This is a genomic window from Duganella sp. GW822-FHT06D06 (genome assembly GCF_058799615.1).
The window spans coordinates 18,448-39,248 of the sequence record NZ_JBXALQ010000021.1 but is presented as its reverse complement, the minus strand read 5'-3'; the positions used below and the strand labels follow the sequence as shown (position 1 = coordinate 39,248).

General features: G+C 64.8%; 14 protein-coding genes. 10 read left to right on the top strand and 4 right to left on the bottom strand.

The window, feature by feature from the left end; all coding sequences use genetic code 11:
- Positions 1 to 89: 89 nt before the first annotated feature.
- The 5 genes from AC1RMD_RS27260 (at position 90) to AC1RMD_RS27240 (ending at position 7,238) form a co-directional block, all read left to right on the top strand.
- Positions 90 to 299: a hypothetical protein gene (locus AC1RMD_RS27260; RefSeq protein ID WP_492931318.1), complete on the top strand. Its 210-nt coding sequence runs from the start codon at positions 90 to 92 to the stop codon at positions 297 to 299.
- Positions 296 to 1,162: an alpha/beta hydrolase gene (locus AC1RMD_RS27255; protein WP_492931316.1), complete on the top strand. Its 867-nt coding sequence runs from the start codon at positions 296 to 298 to the stop codon at positions 1,160 to 1,162. The genes AC1RMD_RS27260 and AC1RMD_RS27255 overlap by 4 nt, the downstream gene beginning before the upstream one ends.
- 144 nt (positions 1,163 to 1,306) lie before the next feature.
- Positions 1,307 to 2,548: an efflux RND transporter periplasmic adaptor subunit gene (locus AC1RMD_RS27250; protein WP_492931314.1), complete on the top strand. Its 1,242-nt coding sequence runs from the start codon at positions 1,307 to 1,309 to the stop codon at positions 2,546 to 2,548.
- Positions 2,549 to 2,554: 6 nt separating this feature from the next.
- The gene (locus tag AC1RMD_RS27245) at positions 2,555 to 5,743 is read left to right on the top strand and encodes an efflux RND transporter permease subunit (RefSeq protein WP_492931312.1); all 3,189 of its coding nucleotides are present in this window, start codon (positions 2,555 to 2,557) and stop codon (positions 5,741 to 5,743) included.
- A gap of 1 nt (position 5,744) precedes the next feature.
- On the top strand, positions 5,745 to 7,238 hold the full coding sequence (locus tag AC1RMD_RS27240) for an efflux transporter outer membrane subunit (protein ID WP_492931310.1): 1,494 nt from the start codon (positions 5,745 to 5,747) through the stop codon (positions 7,236 to 7,238).
- 113 nt (positions 7,239 to 7,351) lie between these two features.
- Here AC1RMD_RS27240 and AC1RMD_RS27235 read toward each other — a convergent pair whose 3' ends face one another.
- The gene (locus tag AC1RMD_RS27235; RefSeq protein WP_492931308.1) at positions 7,352 to 7,714 is read right to left on the bottom strand and encodes a hypothetical protein; all 363 of its coding nucleotides are present in this window, start codon (positions 7,712 to 7,714) and stop codon (positions 7,352 to 7,354) included.
- 176 nt (positions 7,715 to 7,890) lie between these two features.
- Here AC1RMD_RS27235 and ligD point away from each other — a divergent pair, with 176 nt between their 5' ends.
- A complete protein-coding gene (gene ligD, locus AC1RMD_RS27230) occupies positions 7,891 to 10,365 on the top strand; it encodes a DNA ligase D (RefSeq protein WP_492931306.1) in 2,475 nt (824 codons plus the stop codon).
- Positions 10,366 to 10,378: 13 nt separating this feature from the next.
- On the opposite strand, the gene ku is transcribed toward ligD, so the two are convergent.
- Entirely contained in the window at positions 10,379 to 11,242 is an 864-nt protein-coding gene (ku, locus tag AC1RMD_RS27225; RefSeq protein ID WP_492931304.1) for a non-homologous end joining protein Ku, read from the bottom strand.
- Between the two features lie 374 nt (positions 11,243 to 11,616).
- Between ku and AC1RMD_RS27220 the strand changes: the two genes are divergently transcribed.
- Positions 11,617 to 12,981, top strand: coding sequence for a GGDEF domain-containing protein (locus AC1RMD_RS27220; protein WP_492931302.1), 1,365 nt, complete (start codon positions 11,617 to 11,619; stop codon positions 12,979 to 12,981).
- Position 12,982: 1 nt separating this feature from the next.
- Here AC1RMD_RS27220 and AC1RMD_RS27215 read toward each other — a convergent pair whose 3' ends face one another.
- Positions 12,983 to 14,119 carry a thiolase family protein gene (locus AC1RMD_RS27215; protein ID WP_492931300.1) on the bottom strand — a complete coding sequence of 379 codons (1,137 nt, stop codon included), beginning with the start codon at positions 14,117 to 14,119 and terminating at the stop codon, positions 12,983 to 12,985.
- An 87-nt stretch (positions 14,120 to 14,206) separates the two neighbouring features.
- Here AC1RMD_RS27215 and AC1RMD_RS27210 point away from each other — a divergent pair, with 87 nt between their 5' ends.
- A complete protein-coding gene (locus tag AC1RMD_RS27210; protein ID WP_492931298.1) occupies positions 14,207 to 14,779 on the top strand; it encodes a TetR/AcrR family transcriptional regulator in 573 nt (190 codons plus the stop codon).
- 29 nt (positions 14,780 to 14,808) lie between these two features.
- Here AC1RMD_RS27210 and AC1RMD_RS27205 read toward each other — a convergent pair whose 3' ends face one another.
- The gene (locus AC1RMD_RS27205; protein ID WP_492931296.1) at positions 14,809 to 16,104 is read right to left on the bottom strand and encodes a porin; all 1,296 of its coding nucleotides are present in this window, start codon (positions 16,102 to 16,104) and stop codon (positions 14,809 to 14,811) included.
- Positions 16,105 to 16,380: 276 nt separating this feature from the next.
- Here AC1RMD_RS27205 and AC1RMD_RS27200 point away from each other — a divergent pair, with 276 nt between their 5' ends.
- Together AC1RMD_RS27200 and AC1RMD_RS27195 are read left to right on the top strand one after the other, a co-directional pair.
- Positions 16,381 to 18,027 (top strand): SulP family inorganic anion transporter, encoded by a 1,647-nt coding sequence (locus AC1RMD_RS27200; RefSeq protein ID WP_492931294.1) that lies wholly within the window; start codon positions 16,381 to 16,383, stop codon positions 18,025 to 18,027.
- 184 nt (positions 18,028 to 18,211) lie between these two features.
- Positions 18,212 to 20,746, top strand: coding sequence for an ATP-binding protein (locus AC1RMD_RS27195; RefSeq protein WP_492931292.1), 2,535 nt, complete (start codon positions 18,212 to 18,214; stop codon positions 20,744 to 20,746).
- Positions 20,747 to 20,801: the final 55 nt, after the last annotated feature.

The following is a 20,801-nucleotide window of genomic DNA, read 5'->3' as shown; positions in this document are numbered from 1 at the left end:
TTCGACATTGCAGTATTTATCAGATTGTAGATCAAGTTTATGATTGCTGTACTGCACCAAGTAAGACCAACGAAGGAAAGGGGTTCAACATGAAATATCGGAATGGAATTTTTGCAACGCTCGCACTGGCGCTGACTTCGGTCGCCCTGGCAGGCGTGGTCTATACCGATGCCTACTCGCAGGCGGCCAAGGCCGAAGCGACCGGCGTTCGTGCCCTGACCGAGGCGGCCGCCGGCGAGACCTTCGCCTGCGCCGACACCGCCATGTTGTCCAGCCCATCGGATACGGTGCAGCGATGAGCGCAGCCGTCGAGCCATTGCCGCAGCTGTCGGAGCTGATCAAGGTCCGCTCGATGGACGTGCGCGGCGCGGAAGGCCCCTTGGCCGCCCGCCTGTACACCAGCGGCGAGGCCGGCATCAAGCGCGACACCTTGATCGTATTCTTCCACGCCGGCGGCTTCAACAGCGGCGACCTGGAAGACGCCGACATCTTCCTGCGCCACATGGCCGACGACAACCAGGGCAGCGCAGTACTGGCCACCGCCTACACGCTGGCAACGGTGCAGCCTTTCCCGGCCGCCGTCGAAGACGCCCACGCGGTGCTGATCTGGGCCAAGAAGAACAAGGCCAAGCTGGGCTGGACCGGCAAGCGCATGGTGGTGGCCGGCATCGAAGCCGGCGCCAACCTGGCGGCCGTCTGCGCGCTGATGTCGCGCGACCGTGGCGGCCCGGCGCTGGCCGGCCAGGTGCTGGTGATGCCGATGCTCGATCCTGGCCTGAGTACCTGGTCGATGCGCGAGATGCAGAGCGCGCCGGAGCTGCTGGACGTGGCCGACGCCTGCGCGGCGGCCTACCGCGGCTACCTGCCGAACGCCGCCGACCGTACCCATCCCTACGCCTCGCCCTTGCAGTCGAGCCGTTTGAAGAACCTGCCGCCGGCACTGATCCTGTCGGCCGAAGACGACCCGCTGCGGGACGAAGCGGAACAATACGGTGCCAAATTGATCGCCTGCGGCGTCAAGACCACCGTCAATCGAATGCCACCGTCGCCCCTGACCGAAGCAGGGGCGCGCAACGAATGCGCGTGCAAGTGTTACGCGCTGGGAGAAATCGCCAGTTTCATCGCTGGCCTGGAACGGTCTGAGACACCGCCAGCCGAATAGGGTTCCCCAACCTTTAAGCAGTATCTGCAATCACGTCCCCACCGGCTTGCCGGCGGGGCGCTAGTTACCGTGTTTTCTCGATTTTCGTTGAGGTAGCCGGTGCCGCCATTTCTATTAATTATTTTCATATAAAAGGGAATAAACATGAAAACCATTAAACAACTCACCGTCGTAGCCCGGCCTCTGGCCGCCGCTATGGCGCTGGCGGGACTGGCCGCTTTCGTCCTCTCCGGTTGCGAAGACGCTACCGGCAAGACGGCTGAAGCACCGGCTGCCGGCGGCCCGCCGATTTCGGCCGCCGTGGTCGTCGAGAAAACCATCACCGAGACCCAGGAGTTCTCGGGCCGCCTGGAAGCGATCGAGCAAGTGCAGATCCGTCCGCGCGTGGCCGGCTTCATCACCGCGATCAACTTCAAGCCGGGCAGCGAAGTGAAGAAGGGCGAAGTGCTGTTCGTCATCGATCCACGTCCGTTCCAGGCTGAAGCCAACCGCGCCGAAGCGGCAGCCGGCTCGGCCCGCGCCAAGGCCGACCTGGCCAAGCTGGAGCTGGCCCGCGCCGAGAAACTGCTGGCCGACAAAGCCATCGCCCAGCGCGAATACGACGCCCTGGCATCGAGCCTGAAACAGCTGGACGCCGACACCCGCGCCGCGCAAGCGCAGTACGAAGCGGCCAAGCTGAACCTGAGCTACACCCAGGTGACGTCGCCGATTAACGGCCGCGTGTCGAAAGCGGAAATCACGCTGGGCAACCTGGTCGACGCTTCGGCGGTGCTGACCTCGGTGGTCTCGCTGGAGCGCATCTACGCTTCCTTCGACGGCGACGAAGAGACCTATCTGCGCGTTGGCGCCGCCGCCCACCAGGGCAAGCCGGCCACCGTCAAGATCGGCCTGGCCAACGAAACCGGCTTCCCGCACGAGGGCAAGCTGGAATTCGTCGACAACCAGCTCGATCCACGCAGCGGCTCGGTGCGCATGCGCGCCACCTTCACCAACACCGACGGCATGCTGGTGCCCGGCCTGTTCGCCCGCGTGCAGCTGGCCGGTTCCACCGGCGCCAAGTCGGCGCTGATGATCAACGACCGCGCCATCAGCACCGACCAGGACCGCAAGTTCGTGTTCGTGGTCGACAAGGACAACAAGGCCGAGTACCGCCCTGTGACCCTGGGCCCTGCGATCGACGGCCTGCGCGTGGTGCGCGACGGTTTGAAGGCCGGCGAGAAGATCGTCGTCAACGGCTTGCAGCGGGTACGTCCCGGCGCGCCGATCACGCCGACCGTGGTCGCCATGGATTCCGATCCGCTGGCCGCCAACGTGGCGAAACCTGAAGTCAAAAAAGATGAAAAAGTAGCGGCGGTCGTTGCGAAGACCGGCACTTCCAAGGAATAAAAAACTATGAATATCTCTCGATTTTTTGTCGACAAGCCGATTTTTGCGGCGGTACTGTCGATTCTTATCTTCGTCGCCGGCTTGATCGCTATCTTCAAGCTGCCGATCTCGGAGTATCCGGACGTGGTGCCGCCATCGATCGTGGTGCGGGCCCAGTATCCTGGCGCGAACCCGAAGATCATCGCCGAAACCGTGGCCGCGCCGCTTGAGGAACAGATCAACGGCGTCGAGAACATGCTCTACATGTCCTCGCAAAACACCTCGGACGGCGCGCTGGCGCTGACCGTCACCTTCAAGATCGGCACCAACGTCGAGCAGGCCGAAACGCAAGTGCAGAACCGCGTCCAGCGCGCTCTGCCGCGCCTGCCGGAAGAGGTGCGCCAGATCGGCGTGACGACCGTCAAGTCGTCGCCCAACCTGACCATGGTGGTCCACCTGCAATCGCCGAACGGCCGTTACGACGACCTGTATCTGCGTAACTACGCGGTGCTGAACATCAAGGACCAACTGGCCCGCCTGCCCGGCATGGGCGAGGTGCAGTTGTTCGGTTCGGGCGACTACGCGATGCGCGTATGGCTCGATCCGCAGAAGGTGGCGCAGCGTGGCCTGACCGCCGGCGACGTCGTCGAAGCGGTGCGCGAGCAGAACGTGCAGGTCGCCGCCGGTGTGATCGGCCAGGGCCCAAGCCAGGGCGCGGACTTCCAGCTGACCGTCAATACGCAAGGTCGCTTGAAGAGCCCCGAGGAATTCGGCAACATCATCCTCAAGACCAACGCCGACGGCGCGGTCACGCTGCTCAAGGATGTCGCCCGTCTTGAAATGGGTTCGAATTCGTACGCGCTCCGCTCCCTGCTGAACAACAAGTCGGCGGTGGCGATTCCTATTTTCGAAGCGCCGAACGCCAATGCGCTGCAACTGTCGACCGACGTCCGCGCGACCATGGCCCGTCTGTCGAAAGATTTCCCGGAAGGCGTCACGTACAGCGTTGTATATGACCCGACCCAATTCGTGCGCGAGTCGATCAACGCCGTGATCCACACCCTGATCGAAGCGGTGATCCTGGTGGCGCTGGTGGTGATCATCTTCCTGCAAACCTGGCGCGCCTCGCTGATCCCGCTGCTGGCGGTGCCGGTGTCGGTGGTCGGTACTTTCGCCGTGATGCTGGGCTTCGGCTTCTCGATCAACACGCTGTCGCTGTTCGGTCTTGTGCTGGCCATCGGTATCGTGGTCGATGATGCGATCGTGGTGGTGGAAAACGTCGAACGCAATATCTCCAACGGCCTGACGCCGCATGACGCGACGATCCAGGCGATGAAAGAGGTGAGCGGTCCGATTATCGCCATCGCGCTGGTGCTGTGCGCCGTGTTCGTGCCGATCGCGTTTGTATCGGGCCTGTCCGGCCAGTTCTACAAGCAGTTCGCGCTGACCATCGCCATCTCGACCGTGATCTCGGCATTCAGCTCGCTGACCCTGGCCCCGGCCCTGGCCGCAACCCTGCTGCGTTCGCACGATGCACCGAAGGACGCGCTGACCCGCGGCATGGACAAGGTGTTCGGCGGCTTCTTCAAGTGGTTCAACCGCTTCTTCAACCGCGCTTCGGAGAACTACGAAGGCGGCGTGAAAGGCGCATTGAAACGCAAGGGCGGTTCGCTGATCGTGTACGCCGTGCTGGCGGTCGCCGCCGGCTTCATGTTCAAGATCGTCCCGCCAGGCTTCGTGCCGCCGCAGGACAAGGGCTATCTGATCGGCTTCGCGCAATTGCCGGACGCCGCTTCGCTGGACCGCACCGACGCCGTGATCCGCAAGATGTCGGACATCGCCAAGGAAATCCCTGGCGTCGACAATTCGATCTCGTTCCCGGGCCTGTCGATCAATGGCTTCACCAACGCGCCTAACGCCGGTATCGTGTTTGTCGGCCTGAAGCCGTTCGACCAGCGCAGCAAGGCCAGCGAATCGGCCGAAGCGATCGCCGGCGAAATCAACAAGCGCATGGGCTCCATCGAAGGCGCCTTCGTGCTGGTGCTGTCGCCGCCTCCTGTCAGCGGCCTGGGTACCACCGGCGGCTTCAAGCTGATGATCGAAGACCGCGACAACCTGGGTTACGACGCCTTGTACAAGGCGGTGCAAGCGGTGCAGATGAAGGCATGGCAGAACCCGAAATTGGCCGGCGTCTTCTCGAGCTACCAGATCAACGTGCCGCAGCTGTTCGCCGACATCGACCGCGCCAAGGCCAAGCAATTGGGCGTGCCGCTGCAGACGATCTACCAGACCTTGCAGATCAATCTGGGTTCGCTGTATGTGAATGACTTCAACCAGTTTGGCCGTACCTACCAGGTGCGGGTCCAGGCGGACAAGCAGTTCCGTTCGCACGCTGAAGACATCGCCCAGCTGAAAGTCCGCAACAACAAGGGCGAGATGATTCCGCTGTCGTCGCTGATGCGCGTCAAGGATAGCTATGGCCCGGACCGCGTACAGCGCTACAACGCTTACGTCGCCGCGGAAATCAATGGCGGCGCCGCGCCTGGCGTATCGACCGGCGAAGCGCAGGCTGAAATGACCAAGATCGTCAACGAAGTGCTGCCGAAAGGTATCGGCTACGAATGGACCGAGCTGGTTTATCAGGACATCCTGTCCGGTAACACGATGATGTATGTGTTCCCGCTGTGCGTACTGCTGGTGTTCCTGGTGCTGGCAGCCCAGTACGAAAGCTGGACGCTGCCGCTGGCGGTGATCCTGATCGTGCCGATGTCGATCCTGTGCGCACTGCTCGGCGTGAAGCTGACCCACGGCGACAACAACGTCTTCACCCAGATCGCGCTGTTCGTGCTGGTGGGGCTGGCCTCGAAGAATGCGATTCTGATCGTGGAGTTTGCGCGGGAACTGGAACACCATGGCCGTACCATCGTCGAAGCGGCGCTGGAAGCATCCCGTCAGCGTCTGCGTCCGATTCTGATGACGTCGATCGCATTCATCATGGGCGTGCTGCCGCTGGTGTTCTCGCACGGCGCCGGTTCGGAAATGCGTCATGCAATGGGTGTGGCGGTGTTTGCCGGCATGCTGGGCGTGACCTTCTTCGGCCTGTTCCTGACGCCGGTGTTCTACGTCCTGCTGCGCAAGCTGGCGGTACGCCTGGAGAAGAAGAAACCTGCCGTGGCCGGCGACGCCGCTGCGGTAAAACTGGAAGGAAGCCATTAATATGAACAAGCTGCATATGATCGCTAAAGGTGTGGCGCCGGTATTGGCGGCCTTGCTGATGAGCGCTTGCGCCGCGCCGGAATTCAAGCAGCCTGCGATGGACGTGCCGGTCGCGTTCAAGGAATCGCAACTGCCTGCGGCGGTGAAGGTCGCCGCCGACGGCAGCACCTGGAAACAGGCGCAGGCCGCCGAGGCGCAACCGCGCGGCGAATGGTGGCTGGCTTTCAACGATACGGCTCTCAATGAGCTGGTCGCCGAAGCCACCAAGGCCAACGCCAACCTGGCGGTGGCTGCGGCGCGCGTCAAGCAGGCCCGCTCCATCGCCGGCATCGCCGAGGCGGATCGCATTCCGCAGGTCGGCGTCAACGTCGGCGCACAGCGCCAACGCCAGTCCGACGTGGCGCTCGGCCTGCCGGCCGGTACGCCGGTCGCTCCGGGCAACGCGTTCAGCGCCAACTTGACGGCCAGCTACGAGGTCGACCTGTTCGGCCGCGTGTCGTCGAACGTCAGCGCCGCCCGCAACGACGCCGCTTCGATGGAAGCGACTTATCGTTCGGTGCTGCTGTCGGTGCAGGCCGATGTGGCGCAGACTTACTTCCGTCTGCGCGCCACCGACGCCGAACTGGAAACGCTGAACCGCACGGTGCAAACCCGCGAAGAAAACGTCAAGGTCAACCAGCGTCGCTTCGACCTGGGCGATATCGGCGAATTCGACCTGTCGCGCGCCAAGACCGAACTGGCCACCTCGCGTGCCGAAGCCATCGGCCTGCAACGCCAGCGCGTGACGACCGAGCATGCACTGGCGGTCCTGCTGGGCAAACCGGCGGCCAGCTACACGGCCGGCGCCAGTCCGCTGCTCGATACCGCGCTGCTGCCGGTGATCCCGGCGGGCTTGCCGTCGTCGCTGCTGGAGCGTCGTCCCGACATCGCGTCGGCGCAGCGCACGATGGAAGCGGCCAACGCCCGCATCGGCGTCGCCAAGTCGGCGATGTTCCCGGCGCTGACCTTGAACGCCAACGCCGGCGGCATGTCGGGCAACACCGTTGCCGACGTGTTCAAGTGGAGCAGCCGCTCGTGGGTGCTGGGCGCGCTGATGTCGATGCCGCTGATCGATGGTGGCCGCAACAAGGCCAATATCGCGCGCAGCGAGGCGGCGCTCGAGGAATCGGTCGGCACCTATCGTCAGAGTGTGCTGGTGGCTTTCGCGGAAGTGGAAGACAACCTGGCCGGTCTGCGCATCCTGGCTGGCCAGACCGCGCAGATCGAAGATGCTGTGGTGTCGGCACGCCGTTCCGCCGACCTGGCGCAGAAGCTGTATGCGGCCGGCCGTTCGAGCTACCTCGACCTGCTGGACGCGCAGCGCAACCTGGCGACGGTGGAACGCACCGCGGTGCAGCTGCGCGGCAATCGCGCGGTCACCACCGTGGCGCTGATCCGCGCCTTGGGCGGCGGCTGGGATGGCGCCAAAGCAGCAGAGAAGGTCGCGCAGCGATAAGCTGAACGGCCAATGAAAAACCCCGCCGGCACTGGGCGCGATCTTGATCGCGTTCAGGCTGGCGGGGTTTTTTTACGTCTGCGGCGGGCTGGGGGCCGCCGCCTGCTACGGAATTACTTGGTGACGACAGGTGCTGGTGCAGCTGCTGCTTCGGCTTTCTCGGTCTTGGCGTGGGCCTTGGCTTTGGATTTGGTCTTGGTGGCCTTGGCGTGGGCGTCAGCCTTGTCGGATTTTTCGTCAGCCTTGGCGACGGCGACATCTTTCTTTGCTTCGGCTTCTACCTTGGCGGTCTTGGCTTCGGCTTTGACGTCGGCCTTGGTTTCTTTAGCGGTGGCTTTGGCGTCGGTCTTGGCTTCCTTGGCTTCTGCTTTCACAGCTGCGGGAGCGGCCGGAGCGACTGGCGCGGTGGCTGGGGTCTGTGCAAAAGCTGCGGTAGCGAACAGGCCGGCGATCAGGGTAGCGATAAGTTTGTTCATGATGAAATCCTCATTCAGGTTGATTTGGAGCCGGGACAATTCCCGTGTCACTGAGCGAAAAACGCGGCCCGGATCGCTCTCGTTGACGGGCTTTACATTCGCTTACAAGCTCTCCAGATTGCTTACATGTTGGCTAGCGCACGGAATCGACGGCCATGCGGGAATAATCTGTTCGCATGGGAGACGCTCTTACAAGCTACAAGTCCAAGCGCAACTTCGCGATCACGCCCGAGCCGGCCGAAGGAGGCAAGCGGGGCGAAGGCGCGCTGGCCTTTGTCATTCAAAAGCACTGGGCCAGCCGCCTGCATTACGATTTCCGGCTGGAGCTCGATGGCGTCATGCTGAGTTGGGCCGTGCCCAAAGGCCCCAGCTACGACACGCGCGACAAGCGCATGGCCGTGCATGTGGAAGACCATCCGATTTCCTACAACGATTTCGAAGGCACGATCCCGCCCAGGCAGTACGGCGCCGGCAAGGTGGTCATCTGGGATCGCGGCGTGTGGCGGCCGTTGGGCGATCCGCGCAAGGCACTGGCGGAGGGCAGCCTGAAGTTCGAACTGGTCGGGCACAAGATGCGGGGCCGCTGGGCGCTGGTGCGCATGAAGGGCAAGGGCGAGAAGCAGGAGCCGTGGCTGCTCATCAAAGAGAAGGACGATTACGCGCGGCCCGCCGATGAGTTCAGCGTGGTGGATGAGATGCCGGACAGCGTGAAGGCGTTACCGCCGGCCGCCGCGGCGAAAGATGCGTTGTCGGATGCGCCGAAAGCCGCCTTGCCGCAATCGCTGTCGCCGCAACTGGCCACGCTGGTGGATGCGCCGCCGTCCTCGCCCGAGGACTGGCTATTCGAAATCAAGTTCGACGGTTACCGCTTGTTGGCGCGCATAGCCGGCAAGGACATTCGGCTGGTAACCCGCAACGGCAACGACTGGACGCATCGCCTGCAAACCCTGCGCGACGCCATCGCCAGGATGAAACTGCCGGCCGGCTGGTATGACGGCGAAATCGTCGTCCACGACGACAACGGCCGCCCGGACTTCGGCCTGCTGCAAAACGCCTTCGACGAAAACAACCCAGCCGACATCGTCTACTTCCTGTTCGACATCCCATTCCACGACGGCCGCGATCTGCGTCACGTCCCGCTGGAGCGGCGCCGCGTCTTGCTGCAAGCGCTGCTCGACAAAACGCCGTCCGACACCGTCCGCTTCAGCGCCGCGCTGGACGCCACGCCGCAGCAGATGATCGCGGCCGCGTGCAGCATGGGCCTGGAGGGCATCATCGGCAAGCGCCGCGACAGCGGCTACACCTCGCGCCGCAGCGGCAGCTGGATCAAGCTCAAATGCGGCCAGCGGCAGGAGTTCGTCATCGGCGGCTACACCGATCCGCAAGGCTCGCGCAGCGGCTTCGGCTCGCTGCTGCTGGGCACCTACGACCAGGACGGCAAGCTGCAATATGCGGGCAACGTCGGCAGCGGCTTCAACGCCGGCACGCTGCACGACATCAGAAACAGAATGGACAAGCTGGCGGCCGACAACAGCCCGTTCGCGCCCAATCGCGAGATCGACAAGAAAGCCCACTGGCTCAGGCCGGTGCTGGTGGCGGAAGTCAGCTTTGGCGAATGGACGCGTGCGGGTTCGATCCGCCACGCCGTCTTCAAAGGCCTACGCAAAGACAAGAAGGCGCAAGCCATCGTCCGCGAAGTGCCGGCCCATCTCAAGGAGCAAGCAGACATGCAGCCATCAAGCACAGTGCAGGGCAAGCTGCCCGCCACACTCAAGATCAGCAACCCCGATCGCGTGATCGACCAGCAAAGCGGCGCCACCAAGATCACGCTGGTGCGCTACTATGCGCTGGTCGGCGCGCTGATACTGCCGCACCTGAAGGGCCGCCCCGTATCGCTGGTGCGCGCTCCGGCCGGCGTCGGCGGCGAGTTGTTCTTCCAGAAGCACGCCGAGACCGGCAAGCTGCCCGGCGTTAAACATCTGAATCCATCGCTCGATCCCGATCACCCGCCGATGCTGGAAATCGCCAGCGAACGGGGCCTGCTGTCGGCCGCGCAGTGGAACGTGGTGGAGTTGCACACGCAAAACGCCAACGCCGCCAGCTACGAAAAGCCCAACCGCATGGTGTTCGACCTGGACCCAGGCAAGGGCGTAGGCTGGCCGCAGGTGCAGGAGGCGGCGCAGCTGATGCGCGCCTTCCTCGATCATCTGGGCCTGCCGGCCTTCCTGAAGACCAGCGGCGGCAAGGGTCTGCATGTGGTGGTGCCGGTGCGGCCGGGATATGGCTGGGATCAGGTCAAGGCGTTTTCACAGGCCATCGTGGCCCACATGGCGGAGCATATCCCCGAGCGTTTCGTCTTGAAGAGCGGGCCGCGTAATCGGGTCGGCAAGATCTTCATCGACTATCTGCGCAATGGGCGGGGCGCCACCACGGTGGCCGCGTGGTCGGCGCGCAGCCGGCCCGGCCTGGGCATCTCCGTGCCGCTGGCGTGGGAGGAGCTGGATAGCCTGCATGGCGCCGACCAGTGGACCGTCGCCAACGTGCATACGCGGCTCGATGTCGGCAATGCGCCCTGGGACGCCTACCAGCAATCCGCCAAGGGACTGGCCCCGGCGATGAAAGCCATGGGGTTCAAGCCCGGCACTTTCTGACTGATGTGTGCCGCTAATGCGTCGCTCCGGCGCGCGTGGCCGTTGTTTTCGTTTTCGGCGCGCGGCGTGATTTCACCGGCCGCTTGCCCAGGCTGTCCTGCAACAGCGCCACCAGATCGACCACGTTCGACGACCTGGCCGCCTTGGCCTCGGGCTCGGCGGCGGTGATGGTCTTGGTCTGGCCTGCCTTGACCTTCTTCTTCACCAGTGCCAGCACGTCGTCCTTGTAGGTGTCGTGATACTGCTCCGGTTTCCATGCCTCGCTCATGCCTTCGACCAGCGACAGCGCCATCTGCAGCTCCTTGTCGCTGATGCCGGCCGCCTTCATGGTGGCGGCCGGCAGCTTCAATTCTTCCGCGCTGCGGATCTCGGCCGCATAGCGCAGCGTGTTCAATACGATCTTGTCCTCGACGCAGACCAGCGCGCACAAGTGCTGCTTGGTGCGCATGACCACCGTGGCGATGCCGATCTTGCCGGCCTTGCGCAACGTCTCGCGCAGCAGCGCATACACCTTGGCGCCGCCGCGCGACGGCGCCAAGTAATAGGGCTGCTGGTAGTAGGTCAGCGGCACCTCGGCGGCGTCGACGAAGGCCTGGATGTCGATGGTCTGCGTGGCTTCGACGTTGGCCCGCTTGAGGTCTTCGTCGGACAGCACCACGTACTCGTGGTCTTCGTATTCATAGCCTTTGACGATATCGTCCCAGGCCACTTCCTTGCCGGTGTTCTTGTTGTAGCGCTTGTACCCGACCGGCGAAAAGTCGCGCCGGTCCAGCATGGTCAGATCCAGCTCGTGCTCCTGCACGGCCGAATACATCTCGACCGGAATGTGCACCAGCCCGAAGCTGATGGCGCCTTTCCATAACGCGCGCGCCGCCATGGCCTACTCGTCCCGCTGGCTGGCTGCGTCAGGAACTGATTGATTCTTGGTGCTTGCCATGGCATCCTCCTTGGAGTGCACAGTATTTGCGGTTATTTGTCCGATGACGGTGCGCTCGTTCACACATATGCGGCAAAATCGCGACGCCAATTAGTTACCTTGGGAAATAGTCTAGTCTTTAATACAAAAAATATTGCTAATTATGAACTTTATGGCACACTAGCAAGGGGACTATATTTTTTACACTAAATAGCATGGGTAGGAGCAATATGATGGCGGACCGGACCACTAGCGTAGGTGTCTTTTTTAATGCCACAGGCGAGCGGCGCGCGGAGTTCCAGGCATGCTGCGGGGAGTTGTTCTCCCAGCTGACGATGACGGAGCACATCGACGCCACCGCAGCGGCCCTTGGCAAACGCCATGTGGACCTGCTGGTGCTGGACCTGAACGGCTACGAGCAGCTGAGCGAGCTGGCCGGTGTCGGCGCGTTGATACGAGGCCGGGCTGGCGCGCCGGTGCTGGTGCTGTGCGCCTACGAGCATAGCGCCTGGCTGCCGGAGCTGATGACCTACGGCCAGTTCGACTACCGTATCTGCCCGGTGCTCAGCGACGAGTTGCAGCAGGCCGTGCAGCAGGCGCTGGCGGTGCCGGCCGATGCCGCCGCAGCCTTGCAGCAAACCTTGCTGGACAAGGAAAAGGAGTTGCGCGACCTGCTGGGCGTGCAGCGCAGTCTGCAACGCGCGCTGAGCGGCATCGACACCATCGAATCGATGTCGGCGCAGATCTGCCTGGCGCTGTGCAATTTCCCCGGCGTGCGTCATACCGCCGTGCTGCACATGAAGGAGCGGGGCGACCTGCAACTGGTGGCGCAGGAGTCGCGCAACCACCTGGACCTGGCACGCCTGCTGCAACGGCGCGACCGCTTGCTGCAATCGCCGCTGCGCGAGGTGTTCCCGCCGCTGCTGGCGGTGGCGCGCGGCGAGATGGTGCTGCTGGACGCGCCGGAAAAGGCCGGCGACCCGGAACTGGCGATGATGCTGCACGACCGCTGCGTGCGCATGGTGCTGGCGCTGCCGCTGCGCGCCGAGCCGGGCAGCCCTGAACTGGGCGCGATCTGCCTGATGTTCGACCGTCACATCACCTTCTCTCGCGAGCAGTTCGCCTGCTTCTCCAGCCTGGCGCAGTTTGTCAGCTTCGGCCTGGGCATGAGCGAATTGAAGCACCGCAACGAAGAATTGTCCGGCCAGATTACGCTGATGAGCACCACCGACACCGTCACCGGCGCCGCCAACCGCCGTGCCGGCGAAGACATGCTGGACAACGAGATCCGCCGCGCGCGCCGCTACGGCCTGCCGCTGGCGGTGCTGTCGTTCGATGTCGCCAGCTTCCAGTCGGAAAACGATTTATACGGTTCCCCGGTCGGCGCCCACGCGTTGCGCGCGGTGGCGGACGTGGTCAAGGGCCGCTTGCGCACCTCGGACCTGCTGGCGCGCATGCGCGGCGAAGAGTTCCTGATCATCGCCACCCACACCACGGCGGCCGACGCCATGCGGCTGGCGGAAAAGCTGCGCGGCGCGCTCGCCGAAGCGGACCTGCCGGGCACCGGCGAGGTGGTAATCAGCCTGGGCGTGGCCCAGGTCGGGGCGGACGAGGGCGGCTCCACTGTGCTCGACCGGCTGGATGCGTCGCTGCACCGCGCCAAGCGCGTGGGCCGCAACTGTATCGAGCTGGCGCAGTAACTCAGATCCTTTCCAGCACCGTCGCGATACCCTGGCCGCCGCCGATGCACTGGGCGGCCAGCGCGTAGCGGCCGCCGGTGCGCGCCAGCAGCGCCGCCGCCTTGCCGGTGATGCGCGCGCCGGTGGCGCCCAGCGGATGGCCGATGGCCATGCCGCCGCCGTCGATATTCAACACCTCCGGCCGGATCCCCAGCTCGCGTACGCAGGCCAGCGCCTGCGAGGCGAAGGCCTCGTTGATCTCCGCTACGTCGATATCGCCCGCTTGCAGGCCGGCCAGCTTCAGCGCCTTGCGCGTGGCCGGAATCGGGCCGATGCCCATCAGCGCCGGATCGCAACCCACCGCCGCCATCGCGACGATGCGCGCGCTCGGCTTCAGGCCGTGCCTGCGGGCGAATTCCTCGCTGGTGACCAGCACCGCCGAAGCGCCGTCGGTCAGCGGCGACGAGGTGCCGGCCGTGACCACGCCATGCTCGGGATCGAACACCGGCTTCAGCGCGGCCAGCGCCTCGACCGTGGTGGCGGGGCGGATGCAGCCGTCTTCGGCCACCAGGTCGCCGGCGGCGGTGGTGATAGTCACGATTTCATCCTTCAGCAAACCGGCGGCGCGGGCGCCGGCCGCCTTCTGGTGCGACTGGAAGGCCAGCAGCTCCTGGTCGGCGCGCGATACCTCGTATTTGCGGGCGACGTTTTCGGCGGTGTCGCCCATGCTGATGTAGGCGTCGGTTTGCGCCAGCAACCGCGGGTTGGGCGAGAAGTTGTAGCCGCCCTGCGGCACCATCGTCATCGACTCGACGCCGACGCATAGATAAGCCTCGCCCAGGCCGGCCTCGATCTGCGCGGCGGCGATGTGGATGGCCGACATCGACGAGCCGCAGAAGCGGTTGATCGTCATGCCCGGCACCTCATGCGGAAAGCCGGCCAGCAGCGCGACGATGCGCGCCAGGTTGTTGCCCTGCGAGGATTCCGGGTAGGCGCAGCCGAGGATCACGTCGTCCAGCAGCTTGGGATCCAGGCCGGTGCGCCGCATCAGGCCCTGCACCACCTGGGCGCCCAGGTCGTCGGGGCGGACTTCGGCCAGCTTGCCCTTGCGGGAGAAGTGGAAGGGGGAACGGGCATAGGCACTAATCACGGCTTTCATGGTTCGGCTCCTTTGATGATGATCGTAATGATTGATATATTACGCTCGTCATGTATGATGTCAATAGGATTTGAGAAGGAGACCGGCATGAAAGTCAGCAGGGAACAAGTGGCGCTCAACCGCGAGCGCATCGTTGAAACGGCGGCGCGGCTGTTCCGCGAAAAAGGCTACGACGGCATCGGCGTGGCCGATCTGATGAAGAGCGCCGGCCTGACGCACGGCGGTTTCTATGGCCATTTCGCCTCCAAGGAAGACTTGCTGGCCGAAGCCGCCGCGCATGCGCTGAAAAAATCGGTGCAGCGCTGGGAGGGCTATCTAGCCGAAGGGCGCGACACGGCGCTGGAGAAAATCGGCGACGGCTACCTGACCAGGCAGCATTGCGAGCATCCGGAGAAGGGCTGCTCGGTCACCGCGCTGGGCGCCGACATCGCGCGCCTCGGGCCCAAGGCGCGCCACGCGCTGACCGAGGGCGCTAGCGGGCAGGTGGCGGTGCTGGAAGAGCTGATGCCGGGCGCCGATCCGGCGGCGCGGCGCCGGCTGGCGCTGGCCACTTATGCCTCGATGGTCGGCGCCATCGTGCTGGCGCGCGCCGTCGACGACAAAGCGCTGTCCGCGGAAATCCTGCAGGCGGTGCGGCAATCGCTGCCTGCAGGATCGTAGCCTGCCCCTACGTCGCCAGGGCCGCCGCGTCAGAAGCGATGGCGCATGCCGAGCTGGATTCCCTTGCTGGCCTCGCCCGGCTTGGAGGTAAATCCGCCCGAGGCGCTGGCGGCGCCGATCGCATACTGGCCATCGCCCTGATTCCTGATGTAGGCCGCCACCATGTACAAATCGGTGCGCTTGGACAGGTTGTGGTCGTAGCCCAGGGCGAACTGGGTGGCGTCGCTGGCGGACGCGGTCCGGTCGTGCTGGCGCGCCACCGAAGCCATGACCCGCCCGGCGCCGATCTGGTAGTGCAAGCCGATCTGGGTGCTGACGGCGTCGAGGTAGAAGGTGCGTGCCAGCGTGCGGTGCAGTTCGCCCGCCAGCGCCGGGCCGAGCACCGGGCCGAAGGCGGCGAAGGTCGGGGCCAGGACGGCATCGGCGTACAGGATGATCACCGAGTTTTCGTTGCGCTGCTTGTGGTAACCGGCGAACAGCTTCCAGTTGTCGATCTTGTAGGAACCGCCCAGCGTGGTGGTGATCAGGCCGGGATTGCCGAGTTGATCGGTGCCATGGTTGTAACCGAGGCCGACATCCACCCCGTTCGCCCTATAGAACAGGTTGGCGCCCCAGGAGCGCTTGTCCATGCCGATGTAGCCCGAGTTCTCGGCGCCGTACATCAGCGCGGCACTGACGCCGTTCGGCGATTGCACCCGGTATTGTATCGATTTGTCGGAACGGATCGCCACGCCCGCCGTCAACAAGCCGCCGGTGCCGCCGACGATGCCGCCCCAGCCGCCGGCCGTGCCGGTTTCGAACACGTCGGCGTTGGCCAGCACTTCATAGTCCGGTGTGTACATCCGTCCAAGCAGGACGGCGCCGACCGGCGTCACCAGGCCCACCATCGAGGTGCGGTCGAAGATGGCGCCGTTGAGGTTGACGTTGACCGCGGGCTGCAGCGCGCCTTGCACGCCGGCCCGCAATTTGGCCGCGGTGGCGGCGCCACCGGCGGCGGCCGGTACGGCGAAGTTCAAGCCTTTGGTCAGGGCGTAACCCTGGTTGCTGGACAAATTGCCCGCCTGGTTGGTGCCATTGTCGAGTTGGACGCGCATCTCGAGGTTGAAGACGGCCTTGTAGCCGCCGCCCATGTCTTCCGTGCCCTTGAATCCCAGGCGGGAACCGTCGGCGATGCCGCTGACCAGTTTGGTCCGGGCGTCGTTGCCGCCATTGTTGACGTACATTAAGCCGGCATCGGCCAGCCCGTAGATCGCGACCGACGACTGGGCCAGGGCGGGCGCGGCGCAACACGCCGCGATCATGCCGGCAAGTAATTTTGTTTTCATAAGTCTCCTGTTTGTTTTTGTTTTCGATATTTAAGATCGAACGTTCGTTCTTTTTAGAGCGCTTCCTCAATATGCCTGCGCTGCCGGCACTTGTACAGAACGCCGAGCGTGGCGAGAAATTTGGAGTTGCAAAACAGACACAAACACGTTTTGCTAGCGCGACCGCAGTCGGTCTTATGTGATTTTCGTATATGAAAGAATAAAAAACGTCTAAGGCTGGGCCGCCCATGTCCGATGACGTAGACTGGCGGTATTTCTGGTTTCGTGGACGAACACATGCTGCATTGGTTGAAGAACTACCGGCGCGAACTGCTGGCCGGCGACATCTCCGCCGGCCTGGTGGTGGCGATGATGATGATCCCGCAGGGCACCGCCTACGCATTGGTGGCGGGCCTGCCGCCGGTGGTCGGGATCTACGCCAGCATCCTGCCGCCGATCATCTACGCGCTGTTCGGCAGCAGCATGACGCAGTCGGTGGGGCCGATGGCCATCATTTCACTGATGACGGCCACCGTCATCGGCCCGCTGGCGCCGGCCGGCTCTTCGCTGGCCGTGGTGCTGGCGGCGCAACTGGCGCTGATCTCCGGCGCGGCGCTGCTGCTGTGCGGCGTGCTGCGCATGGGCTTCCTGGCCAACTTCTTTTCGCGTCCGGTGATGAGCGGCTTCACCGTCGGCTCGGCGCTGGTGATCGCCTACGACCAGCTGCATACCCTGCTCGGGGCCGAACTGCCGCGCGTGCATATGCCGAGCGCCGTGCTGGGCGTCGGTTCGCTGCTGGTGCTGGTGCTGTCCAAGCACTACCTGGCCGGCCTGCTGAAGCGCTGCGGCATGGGGCCGGCGGCGGCCGACATCGCCGCCAAGCTGGCGCCGATGTTTGTGGTGTTGGCCGGCATCGTGCTGATGGCCAGCACCGGCCTGGCCGAGATGGGCGTGCGCACCACCGGCGCCATCCCCGGCGGCCTGCCGCAGCTGAACCTGGCCAGCTCCAGCGCGCACTGGAAGCCGCTGCTGCAACCGGGCATGCTGATCGGCTTCATCATCTTCCTGATGTCGATGTCGGCGGCGCAGTCGCTGGCGCTCAAGCGCAACGAGAAGCTGGTCAGCAACCATGAGCTGATCGGCCTGGGCGCGGCCAACGTCGCCAGCGCGCTGACCGGCGGCTTCCCCGTCACCGGCAGCCTGTCGCGCTCCGCCGTCAATTTCGCCGCCGGCGCCAACACGCCGCTGGCCAGCCTGATCACCGCCGCGCTGCTGGCCTGCGCGCTGCTGGCGCCGACCGGCTGGCTGGCGTTGCTGCCGCTGCCGGTGCTGGCCGCGACCATCATCGTCGCTGTGCTCGGCCTGCTGGAGCTGGGCATCGTGCGCACCGCCTGGCAGTACGACCGTGGCGACGTGCTGGCCTGGGGCGCGACCTGCCTGGGCGTGCTGGTGCTGGGCGTGGAGGCGGGCGTGGTGATCGGCGTGGCGCTGTCGCTGGGCACCCTGATCTGGCGCGCCAGCCGGCCGCACATCGCGGTGCTGGGCCGCATCGCCGGCACCGAACATTTCCGCAATATCGAGCGCTATCCGGCCGAAACCCAGCCGGAGCTGCTGGTGCTGCGGATCGACGCCAATCTGTTCTTCGGCAATATGGAGGCGGTGGCCGAGCGCATCGAGTGCGAGCTGGCCACCCACGCCAGCGCGCGCCACCTGGTGCTGGTGATGACGGCGGTCAGCTCGATCGACACCACCGCGCTGTACGCGCTGTGCGAACTGAACCAGAGCCTGAAGCGGCGCGCCATCGGCCTGCACCTGGCCGAGGTGAAGGGGCCGGTGCTGGACCGGCTGCGCAACAGCGCGCTGCTGCGCGAGCTGAACGGCCAGCTGTTCCTGAGCACGGCCATCGCCTGCGACCATTTGCAAACTGTCAAGGATGTTGCTTGAATGTGTAAAAACTTGCTGTTCCTGTAATTTAATCCTTTTGGGCAATAAAATGCGTGGACTTCAGGTCGGTTTGCTCCTATGATTTAAGTCGAAGGATTCAAGCTCCAAGCGCAGACTAACCCCAAAGAATGGTTTTCCGATGTTGGACCGACTTGCTCGCCGTGCTGGAAGAGTATCAATCGCCGTGTTCGTCAGCGTGACGCTGACGGCCGTGGTGACGCTGGTATTGACCACGTTTGCCTTGTACTTCTACCAGGTGGAGCGCGCCCAACGCTGGGAACAGCTGCACAAGACGCTGGCCAACAGCGCCGAGGAGCTGGCCGCCGCCGTGGCGCTGCCGGCCTGGAACTTCGACGAAACCCAGATCGTCACCATCATGAAGAGCGGCTTGAGCAACCGCGACCTGTACGCCAGCGCGGTCGCGCCGGTGGCCAGCAACCATCCCTTCATCATCACCCGCAACGACCAGGCGCAGCTGATCGCCACCAGCCGCATGCCGGACAATCCCGAGCTGCTGTCGGAGCGGCGCGCCATCGTCGCCGGCGGCCAGAACATCGGCGTCATCACCGTGTACGCCTCGCCGGCCGGCCTGATCGAGCAGTTGCGCCAGCGCCTGTACACCATCGCCGGCATGATCTTCGTGCTGGACGTGACGCTGGTGCTGAGCCTGTACCTGCTGCTGTGGCAATTGATCCTCAAGCCGCTGACCACCATCGAACGCTACGCCGCCAACGTCAAGGCCGGCCAGAATCCGGGCGCCTTGCCGCCCAGCGACTGGTTCTTCGGCGAGCTGAAAACCCTGAACGGCTCGATCCGCGAGATGGTGCGCCTGATGGACAGCCGCTTCGTCGCCATGCACGCCAGCGAGGAGCGGCTGCAGATCGCCAGCAGCGCGGCGGCGATCGGCATCTGGGACTGGAACATCCCCAGCGACGAAGTGGTGTGGGACGAGCAGATGTACCGCCTGCACGGCGTCGAGGGCCGCAAGGTGGAGCGGCCGTTCGAGCTGTGGCGCAGCATGATGCATCCGGACGACGCCATCCCCACCGAGGCGCTGCTGCGCCAGGCGCTGGACGGCCGGGCCGAGTTCGACGTCGAGTTCCGCGTGGTCTGGGCCGACGGCTCGGTGCACCATATCAAGGGCGACGCCATGATCTTCCGCGACGCCGACGGCCATCCGGCGCGCATGGTCGGGGTCAACTACGACGTCACCGCCAGCCGCGTGGCCGAGCAGGAACTGCGCCGCCACCGCATCCACCTGGAGGACCTGGTGGCCGAGCGCACCAACGCGCTGTCGGTCGCGGTGCTGCAGGCGCAGGCCGCCAACCAGGCCAAGAGCATCTTCCTGGCCAATATGAGCCACGAGCTGCGCACGCCGCTCAACTCCGTGATCGGCTTCTCGCGCCTGATGGCGGACTCCAAGAACATGCTGCCGGAAGAGAAGCGCAACCTGGCCATCATCCACCGCTCCGGCCAGCACCTGCTCACGCTGATCAACGACATCCTGGAACTGTCCAAGATCGAGGCCGGCCGCGCCGTGCTGCAGACCGAGGTGGTGGGCCTGGACGACATGCTGCAGGAAGTGATGGACATGGTCAGCATGCGCGCCGGCCAGACCGGCGTGGAGCTGGAGCTGGACGCCGCCGGCCTGCCCGCCGGCGCCCGCGTGGACGGCACCAAGCTGCGCCAGGTGCTGCTCAACCTGATGTCGAACGCGGTCAAGTTCACCGGGCAGGGCAAGGTCACGCTGCGGGTGCGCGGCGACATGCGCAACATCCCGAGCGGCGGCCGCTGCGAGCTGGAATTCGCCGTCATCGACAACGGCCCGGGCATTTCGCCGCCCGACCAGGCGCGCATTTTCGAACCGTTCATCCAGGCCGAGGGCCCCGGCGCGCAGGAAGGCACGGGCCTGGGCCTGACCATTTCGCGCGAATTCGTGCAGCTGATGGGCGGCGAGCTGACGGTGCAATCGCAACCCGGCGCCGGCGCCACCTTCCGTTTCGCCATCTCGGTGCAGGTGGCCGACGGCGTGCCGCTCGACGGTGAGGACGATGAAGTGACGGCGCTGGCGCCGCCGCAGCGCGGCCGCCGCATCCTGGTGGCCGACGACAACGCCGACGGCTGCGCGCTGCTGGAGAACCTGCTCAAGCCGCTGGGCTTCGAAGTGGCGGTGGTGGGCGACGGCGCGCAGGCGCTGGCGATGGTCGAGGTCTGGCGGCCGGACCTGGTGTTCATGGACTGGCGCATGCCGGCGCTGGACGGCCTGAGCGCGACGCGCCAGATCCGCGCCAACGCCGCCGGCCCGCAGCCGAAGGTGGTGGTGCTGACCGCGTCCGCCTTCGCCGAGGAGCGGGAAGAGGCGCTGGGCGCCGGCGCCGATGAATTCATGCGCAAGCCGGTGGAGCAGGACCAGTTGTACGCGGTGCTGGAGCAGCAGCTGGGGCTGCAGTTCCAGCGCCGCCACCACAGCGCGCGCCTGCCGTTGCCGCCGCCGCTGTCGCGCGACGACCTGGGCCTGCTGGCGCCGGCGCTGCGCCATCAGCTGAAAACCGCGTTGCAGGAGCTGAACCTGGCGCGCGTGGCGCTGTTATTGGCGCCCTTGCCGCTGGAATTGGGCGAGGTGGTCGAACGCATCGAGCACATGATACGGCTGCACCAGTACCCGCAGCTGTGCGGTTTGCTGGACGAGGCGGGGAATGAGTTGGAAGCACAAGCCTGACGGGTATATCATAGTGGCAGTCAAATATGGCAGCAAACCAGGCGAAAGAGCGTTA